The sequence below is a fragment of the Ramlibacter sp. genome (assembly GCF_028292805.1).
Classification (GTDB): domain Bacteria; phylum Pseudomonadota; class Gammaproteobacteria; order Burkholderiales; family Burkholderiaceae_C; genus Ramlibacter.
Window position 1 is genome coordinate 69,636 of the sequence record NZ_JAQGLS010000160.1, and the last position, 6,334, is coordinate 75,969.

Annotated in this window: 8 protein-coding genes and 1 tRNA gene; all 9 read left to right on the forward strand. The window is 66.0% G+C overall.

The genetic code is table 11. The annotated features are described in order from the left end of the window. The first annotated feature begins 12 nt into the window (after positions 1 to 12). Complete coding sequence (gene secG / locus JWP65_RS09905) at positions 13 to 459, forward strand: preprotein translocase subunit SecG (protein WP_299763221.1); 447 nt, start codon at positions 13 to 15, stop codon at positions 457 to 459. Between the two features lie 123 nt (positions 460 to 582). Next, a tRNA-Leu gene (locus tag JWP65_RS09910) sits at positions 583 to 667 on the forward strand. 56 nt (positions 668 to 723) lie between these two features. After that, positions 724 to 1,095: an NADH-quinone oxidoreductase subunit A gene (locus tag JWP65_RS09915; RefSeq protein WP_299763223.1), complete on the forward strand. Its 372-nt coding sequence runs from the start codon at positions 724 to 726 to the stop codon at positions 1,093 to 1,095. A gap of 36 nt (positions 1,096 to 1,131) precedes the next feature. Continuing rightward, positions 1,132 to 1,611 (forward strand): NADH-quinone oxidoreductase subunit B family protein, encoded by a 480-nt coding sequence (locus JWP65_RS09920; protein WP_299763225.1) that lies wholly within the window; start codon positions 1,132 to 1,134, stop codon positions 1,609 to 1,611. Positions 1,612 to 1,619: 8 nt separating this feature from the next. Next, on the forward strand, positions 1,620 to 2,231 hold the full coding sequence (locus tag JWP65_RS09925; protein ID WP_299763227.1) for an NADH-quinone oxidoreductase subunit C: 612 nt from the start codon (positions 1,620 to 1,622) through the stop codon (positions 2,229 to 2,231). After that, complete coding sequence (locus tag JWP65_RS09930; protein WP_299763229.1) at positions 2,231 to 3,484, forward strand: NADH-quinone oxidoreductase subunit D; 1,254 nt, start codon at positions 2,231 to 2,233, stop codon at positions 3,482 to 3,484. Before JWP65_RS09925 ends, JWP65_RS09930 begins: the two co-directional genes overlap by 1 nt. 111 nt (positions 3,485 to 3,595) lie before the next feature. Next, positions 3,596 to 4,102 (forward strand): NADH-quinone oxidoreductase subunit NuoE, encoded by a 507-nt coding sequence (nuoE, locus tag JWP65_RS09935; RefSeq protein ID WP_299763231.1) that lies wholly within the window; start codon positions 3,596 to 3,598, stop codon positions 4,100 to 4,102. After that, entirely contained in the window at positions 4,099 to 5,466 is a 1,368-nt protein-coding gene (nuoF, locus tag JWP65_RS09940) for an NADH-quinone oxidoreductase subunit NuoF (protein ID WP_299763233.1), read from the forward strand. The genes nuoE and nuoF overlap by 4 nt, the downstream gene beginning before the upstream one ends. Before the next feature lie 7 nt (positions 5,467 to 5,473). Further along, positions 5,474 to 6,334: NADH-quinone oxidoreductase subunit NuoG (gene nuoG, locus JWP65_RS09945; RefSeq protein ID WP_299763235.1), on the forward strand; the 861-nt coding region annotated here is incomplete at its 3' end.

Here is a 6,334-nt window from a genome sequence, read left to right on the forward strand (position 1 = left end):
AGGAGTGATTGAATGAATATGCTGTTGACCATCGTGCTGGCGGTCCAGATGCTGACCGCCCTGTCCATGATCGGACTGATCCTGGTGCAGCACGGCAAGGGCGCCGACATGGGCGCCGCCTTCGGCAGCGGCTCGTCCGGCAGCCTGTTCGGCGCCACCGGCAGCGCCAACTTCCTGTCGCGCACCACCGGCGTCCTGGCCGCCGTGTTCTTCGCCTGCACGCTGCTGCTGGCCTATTTCGGCAACGCCCGTCCGGCGGGCTCGGGCAGCGTGCTCGAGCGTGCCGGCATCACGTCGCCGGCACCGGCGGCTTCCACCCCGGCGGTTCCGGCCGGCCCGGCCGGCCAGATTCCCAGCGGCGCGACGGCGGTTCCGGCCCCGCAAGGCGCGGCCACCAGCCCTGGCACCGGCGTTCCGGCCGTGCCAGCCTCGGGTGCCGGCGCGATCCCGACGAAGTAGTAGTCTTGCGTACCTGCAGCGCGGCAGTCGGCCCGCGATTGCGAGTACACTTCATGGTTGTCCAGTGCGGCGCGCACTCTTGTCAAGAGTGCAATCCTCATGTCCACTGGGCACGTTCGACATGCCGTCGTGGTGAAATTGGTAGACACGCTATCTTGAGGGGGTAGTGGCGAAAGCTGTGCGAGTTCGAGTCTCGCCGACGGCACCAGACACATCAGCCTGCCGGGCACTGCATCGGCAGGCGCATTCAAAGCCCCGCCGCAGATGAGCCTCGACCAGTACCTCCCTGTCTTCCTGTTCATCCTCGTGGGCATCGGGGTCGGGGTGGCGCCCCAGCTGATGGGCTGGTTCATCGCCAAGGGCATCGGCGTGCATCGCCCGGACGCCGCCAAGAACTCCCCGTACGAATGCGGCTTCGAAGCCTTCGAGGACGCGCGGATGAAGTTCGACGTGCGCTACTACCTGGTGGCCATCCTCTTCATCCTGTTCGACCTCGAGATCGCCTTCCTGTTTCCCTGGGCGGTGGCGCTGCGGGAGATCGGCCCGGTCGGCTTCTGGGCCATGATGGTTTTTCTGACCATCTTGGTGGTCGGTTTCATCTACGAATGGAAAAAGGGCGCGCTGGACTGGGAGTGATCTCCCGGGCGCGTTCCTCGCTCACGAAAGTTTGATATGGCGAACCAAGGCATTCTCGACAAAGGTGTCGTGACGACGACCGTCGATTCGGTCATCAACTGGGCCAAGACCGGCTCGCTGTGGCCGATGACGTTCGGCCTGGCCTGCTGCGCGGTGGAGATGATGCACGCCGGCGCCGCCCGCTACGACATCGACCGCTTCGGCATGCTGTTCCGGCCCAGCCCCCGGCAGTCCGACCTGATGATCGTCGCCGGCACGCTGTGCAACAAGATGGCGCCGGCCCTGCGCAAGGTGTACGACCAGATGGCCGAGCCGCGCTGGGTGCTCTCCATGGGCACCTGCGCCAACGGCGGCGGCTACTACCACTACAGCTATTCGGTGGTGCGCGGCTGCGACCGCATCGTGCCGGTCGACGTGTACGTGCCGGGCTGCCCGCCGACGGCCGAGGCGCTGCTGTACGGACTCATCCAGCTGCAGCAGAAGATCCGCCGCACCCAGACCATCGCGCGCGCCTGAGGGACGTCATGCACTACCCGTTTTCCATCGCGCCGGAAACCACCCGCGACGCAGTTGTCGCCGCCCTGGGCGACAAGGCGAAAAGCGTCGACCTGCGGCTGGGCGAAGTCACCGTGGTCGTGAAGGCCGCCGACTACCTGGCCGCCGCCCGCATCCTGAAGGAAGCGCCGGGCTGCCAGTTCGAACAGCTGCTGGACGTGTGCGGGGTCGACTACTCCGAGTACAAGGCCGGCGAGTGGGAGGGTCTGCGCTTCGCGGCGACGTCGCACCTGCTGTCGGTGAGCCTGAACCAGCGCGTGCGCCTGCGCGTGTTCGCCCCGGACGACGAGCTGCCGGTGGTCGATTCGCTGACCGGGATCTGGGCTTCGGCCAACTGGTTCGAGCGCGAGGCCTTCGACCTGTACGGCATCGTCTTCGAAGGCCATGACGACCTGCGCCGCATCCTCACCGACTACGGCTTCATCGGCCACCCGTTCCGCAAGGACTTCCCGGTGTCGGGCCACGTCGAGATGCGCTACGACGCGGAGCGCAAGCGCGTGATCTACCAGCCGGTGACGATCGAGCCGCGCGAGATCACGCCGCGGATCATCCGCGAAGAAAAGTACGGCGGGCTCCAGTAATGGCAGAGATCAAGAACTACACCCTGAACTTCGGCCCGCAGCACCCGGCCGCGCACGGCGTGCTGCGTCTGGTGCTGGAGCTGGACGGCGAAGTGATCCAGCGCGCCGACCCGCACATCGGGCTGCTGCACCGCGCCACCGAGAAGCTGGCCGAGACCAAGACCTACATCCAGGCGCTGCCCTACATGGACCGGCTCGACTACGTGTCGATGATGTCCAACGAGCACGCCTACTGCCTGGCCATCGAGAAGCTGCTCGGCGTCGACGTGCCGCTGCGCGCGCAGTACATCCGCGTCATGTTCTCCGAGATCACCCGGCTGCTGAACCACCTGCTGTGGCTGGGCGCGCACGGGCTGGACTGCGGCGCCATGAACATGCTGATCTACTGCTTTCGCGAGCGGGAAGACCTGTTCGACATGTACGAGGCGGTGTCGGGCGCGCGCATGCACGCGGCCTACTTCCGCCCGGGCGGCGTCTACCGCGACTTGCCCGACAGCATGCCGCAGTACAAGGCCAACAAGATCCGCAACCAGCGCGCCATCGACGGGCTGAACGAGCACCGCCAGGGCTCGCTGCTGGACTTCATCGAGGCCTTCACGCAGCGCTTTCCGCACTACGTCGACGAGTACGAGACGCTGCTGACCGAGAACCGCATCTGGAAGCAGCGCACGGTCGGCATCGGCGTGGTGACGCCCGAGCGCGCGCTCAACCTGGGCTTTACCGGCCCCATGCTGCGCGGCTCCGGCATTCTGTGGGACCTGCGCAAGACGCAGCCCTACGAGGTCTACGACCAGATGGACTTCGACATCCCGCTGGGCCGCACTGGTGACTGCTACGACCGTTACCTGGTGCGGGTGCAGGAATTGCGCGAGTCCAACCGCATCATCAAGCAGTGCGTGGACTGGCTGCGCGTGAATCCAGGCCCCGTCATCACCGACAACCACAAGGTGGCGCCGCCGGACCGCGAATCCATGAAGTCGAACATGGAAGAGCTGATCCACCACTTCAAGCTGTTTTCCGAAGGCATGCGCGTGCCCGAAGGCGAGTCGTATGCGGCGGTGGAACACCCCAAGGGCGAGTTCGGCATCTACATCGTGAGCGACGGCGCCAACAAGCCGTACCGCCTGAAGATCCGCGCGCCCGGCTTCCCGCACCTGGCCGCCCTGGACGAGATGGGCCGCGGCCACATGATCGCGGATGCCGTCGCCATCATCGGCACCATGGACATCGTGTTCGGAGAGATCGACCGATGAAAAGGGCCCACCCCCGAAGCGCCTGCGGCGCCTCCCCCTCAAGCGGGCGCCCACAGCGGCCCGGCAAAGCCGGATCGGCGGCGGCACTGGAAGAAGCCACGGAGAACCAAATTGGCTGATGTTTCTCAGCGCGTCCTGTCGGACGCGGCATACCAGCGCTTCGCCCGCGAAGTCGCCAAGTTCCCGCCGGACCAGAAGCAGTCGGCCGTGATGGCCTGCCTGGCCATCGCGCAGCAGGAGCAGGGCTTCGTCAGCAGGCAAGCCGAGCAGGAGGTGGCCGAGTACCTCGGCATGCCGACGATCGCCGTGCATGAAGTGACCACCTTCTACAACATGTACAACCAGCGCCCGCTGGGCAAGTACAAGCTGAACGTCTGCACCAACCTGCCGTGCCAGCTGCGCGACGGCCACAAGGCGCTGCAGCACCTGGAGCGCAAGCTGGGCATCGCCATGGGCCAGACCACCGCCGACGGCATGTTCACCCTGCAGCAAAGCGAGTGTCTGGGCGCCTGCGCCGACTCGCCGGTGTTGCTGGTCAACGACCGCACGATGTGCAGCTTCATGAGCCCGGACAAGCTCGACCAGCTGGTCGATCAACTGAAGGGGGCGCAGGCATGAACGCGCAACAAGTGCTGCAGCAGTTCCAGGCCACCGGGGTCCAGACCTGCTTTCACGGCCGCCACCTCGAGCCGCAGATCTACAAAGACCTGGACGGCACCAACTGGCGCCTGAAGGACTACGAAGCGCGCGACGGCTACCAGGCGCTGCGCAAGATCCTGTCCGAGGGTTTGACCCAGGACCAGGTGATCGCCACGGTCAAGGAATCGGCCCTGCGCGGCCGCGGCGGCGCGGGCTTTCCCACCGGCTTGAAGTGGAGCTTCATGCCGCGCCAGTTCCCGGGCCAGAAGTACCTGGTGTGCAACTCGGACGAAGGCGAGCCGGGCACCTGCAAGGACCGCGACATCCTGCAGTTCAACCCGCACATCGTCATCGAGGGAATGATCATCGCGGCCTACGCGATGGGCATCTCGGTGGGCTACAACTACATCCACGGCGAGATCTTCGCCACCTACGACCGCTTCGAGGAAGCGCTGGAAGAGGCGCGCGCCGCCGGCTACCTGGGCGACAAGATCCTGGGTTCGGGTTTCAGCTTCCAGCTGCATGCCGCGCACGGTTTCGGCGCCTACATCTGCGGCGAAGAGACGGCGCTGCTCGAGTCGCTGGAAGGCAAGAAGGGCCAGCCGCGCTTCAAGCCGCCGTTCCCGGCCAGCTTCGGCCTGTACGGCAAGCCGACCACCATCAACAACACCGAGACCTTCGCGGCGGTACCCTGGATCATCCGCAACGGCGGCCAGGCCTTCCTCGAGGTCGGCAAGCCGAACAACGGCGGCACCAAGATCTACTCGGTCTCCGGTGACGTCGAATGGCCCGGCAACTACGAGATCCCGCTCGGCACGCCCTTTGGCAAGCTGCTGGAACTCGCCGGCGGCGTGCGCGGCGGCCGCAAGCTCAAGGCCGTCATTCCCGGCGGATCGTCGGCGCCGGTGCTGCCGGCCGACATCATGATGACCTGCACGATGGACTACGACTCCATCGCCAAGGCCGGCTCGATGCTGGGCTCGGGCGCGGTGATCGTGATGGACGAGACGCGCGACATGGTCGAGAGCCTGCTGCGCCTGTCGTACTTCTACATGCACGAGTCCTGCGGCCAGTGCACGCCGTGCCGCGAGGGCACCGGCTGGCTGTGGCGCGTGGTCGACCGCATCCACAACGGCCACGGCAAGCCCAGCGACATCGCGCTGCTCAACTCCGTGGCCGACAACATCCAGGGGCGCACCATCTGCGCCCTGGGCGACGCGGCGGCCATGCCGGTGCGCGCCATGATCAAGCACTTCAAGCACGAGTTCGAGGCCAAGATCGCCCACTCCGACGTGCCGGTTCCCGTCTCGCGGGACCCGGTGCCCGCGGGCGCGAGAGGCTGACACACACATGGCCGAAATCACGTTAGACGGACAGAAGGTCGACATCGCCGACGGCAGCATGATCATGCATGCCGCCGACAAGGCGGGCACCTACATCCCGCACTTCTGCTACCACAAGAAGCTGTCCATCGCGGCCAACTGCCGCATGTGCCTGGTCGACGTCGAGAAGGCGCCCAAGCCGATGCCGGCCTGCGCCACGCCCGTCACCAACGGCATGGTGGTGCACACCCGCAGCGACAAGGCCATCAAGGCGCAGCAATCGGTGATGGAGTTCCTCCTCATCAACCATCCGCTGGACTGCCCCATCTGCGACCAGGGTGGCGAGTGCCAACTGCAGGACCTGGCCGTCGGCTACGGCGGCTCGGCCTCGCGCTACGAGGAGGAGAAGCGCGTGGTGGTGCACAAGGACGTCGGCCCGCTGATCTCGATGGAAGAGATGACGCGCTGCATCCACTGCACCCGCTGTGTCCGCTTCGGCCAGGAACTGGGCGGCGAGATGGAGCTGGGCATGATCCATCGCGGCGAGCAGTCCGAGATCACGACCATCCTGAACGACACCGTGGACTCCGAGGTCTCCGGCAACATGATCGACCTGTGCCCGGTCGGCGCGCTCACCAGCAAGCCGTTCCGCTACCAGGCCCGGCCCTGGGAGCTGTCGCGCCGCAAGTCGGTCAGCCCGCACGACAGCACCGGCGCCAACCTGATCGTCCAGGTCAAGAACAACAAGGTGATGCGCGTCCTGCCGCTGGAGAACGAATCGGTCAACGAATGCTGGCTCGCGGACCGCGACCGCTTCTCGTACGAAGCGCTGAACACCGAGGAGCGCCTGACCCAGCCCATGCTCAAGCAGGGCGGCGAATGGAAGCCG

Excerpts from the sequence above, each read along its gene's own strand:
- JWP65_RS09930 (WP_299763229.1), top strand. The coding sequence starts at position 2,231 with ATGGCAGAGATCAAGAACTACACCCTGAACTTCGGCCCGCAGCACCCG.
- JWP65_RS09920 (WP_299763225.1), top strand. The coding sequence starts at position 1,132 with ATGGCGAACCAAGGCATTCTCGACAAAGGTGTCGTGACGACGACCGTC.
- JWP65_RS09925 (WP_299763227.1), top strand. The coding sequence starts at position 1,620 with ATGCACTACCCGTTTTCCATCGCGCCGGAAACCACCCGCGACGCAGTT.
- JWP65_RS09915 (WP_299763223.1), top strand. The coding sequence starts at position 724 with ATGAGCCTCGACCAGTACCTCCCTGTCTTCCTGTTCATCCTCGTGGGC.
- secG (WP_299763221.1), top strand. The coding sequence starts at position 13 with ATGAATATGCTGTTGACCATCGTGCTGGCGGTCCAGATGCTGACCGCC.
- nuoF (WP_299763233.1), top strand. The coding sequence starts at position 4,099 with ATGAACGCGCAACAAGTGCTGCAGCAGTTCCAGGCCACCGGGGTCCAG.